This is a genomic window from Xanthobacter sp. BG11Y11_SDJG (assembly GCF_057364445.1).
The window spans coordinates 1-1,095 of the sequence record NZ_JBNFNU010000724.1 but is presented as its reverse complement, the minus strand read 5'-3'; the positions used below and the strand labels follow the sequence as shown (position 1 = coordinate 1,095).

1 protein-coding gene is annotated in these 1,095 nt (G+C 74.9%); it reads left to right on the top strand.

Annotated elements, in window-relative coordinates; translation table 11 throughout:
* Positions 1–122: 122 nt before the first annotated feature.
* The coding region (locus AC2W7M_RS26055; protein WP_486136054.1) for an extensin family protein at positions 123–1,095 on the top strand (973 nt) is incomplete at its 3' end.

Below are 1,095 nucleotides of genomic sequence, written 5' to 3'. Positions count from 1 at the left end.
CGCCTGTCCGGCCGGCTCCGCGCCTTCGGCGGCCTGCGCGGCTTTGGTGCAGTCGGGCGCCGTGGCGGCCGAGATCGCGCCGGCTTCGTCGCCAAGCCCCGGCTGCGACCTGCCCGAACCCCGTGCGGCTGACCGCGATCCGCCTCGGCGACGGCCGCATGGCGGCGCTCAAGCCGGCGGCCATCCTGCGCTGCGAGACCGTGCTGGCGGTGGCTGCCTGGGTGCGCGAGGACATCGCCCCGGCGGTCGCCGCCCTCGGCACAAAGGTGGAGGCGGTGAAGGTGGCCGCCTCCTACGACTGCCGCTCGCGCAACCGGGTGTTCGGCGCCCGCATGAGCGAGCACGGCTACGGCAATGCGCTCGACGTGGGCGGCTTCGAGGTGACGGACCGGCGCAAGCTGGAGGTCGAAGGCGGCGGCTTTCCGCTCAGCCTGCGCAACCTCATGAAGGAAAGCGCGTGCCGCCGCTTTTCCACGGTGCTGGGGCCGGGCTCGGACGGCTATCACGAGGATCACATCCACGTGGACATCGCCCAGCGGCGCGGCGACTACAAGCTCTGCCGCTGGGAGACCGCGGACAAGCCCAAGGTGGCCGCGCCGGTGCCCGTTCCCGCGCCGAAGCCTGCCGAAGGCGCGGCGGCCGCGGGGGCGCAGGTAGAAGAGACCCCGGAAGAGCCGGCCGAGGCGGATGCGGAAGCGGCCCCTGCCGCCGGCGCGCCCGCCGCTGCGAAGGGGGCGCACCCAAGGGCCAGGCCGGCAGCACGCCGGCCGGAAAGCCCCAGGGGGCTGCCGCGTCCGGCGCGAAATCCACTGGGGCGAAACCGCCGGCCACCAAGCCCGCCTCAGGCAAGCCGGCCGCAGGGAAGCCTGCCGCAGGCACGTCGTCTCAGGGCAAGCCGTCCCAGAGCAAGCCGGGCGGCGACGCGTCCGGTGGCGCAAACTCCGGCAAGGACAAGAGCGGCTGAAGGCTGCGCCTGCGCGGGCCGGTCTGCGCGCCCTGCTGTGAAGGGCCGGCCACGGGGCGCGAAAGGCCGCGCGCCGGCGATGGGCCGAGCGGCGGAACCTTCGGCCGATCGCCGGGCCGTCATCCCACGGG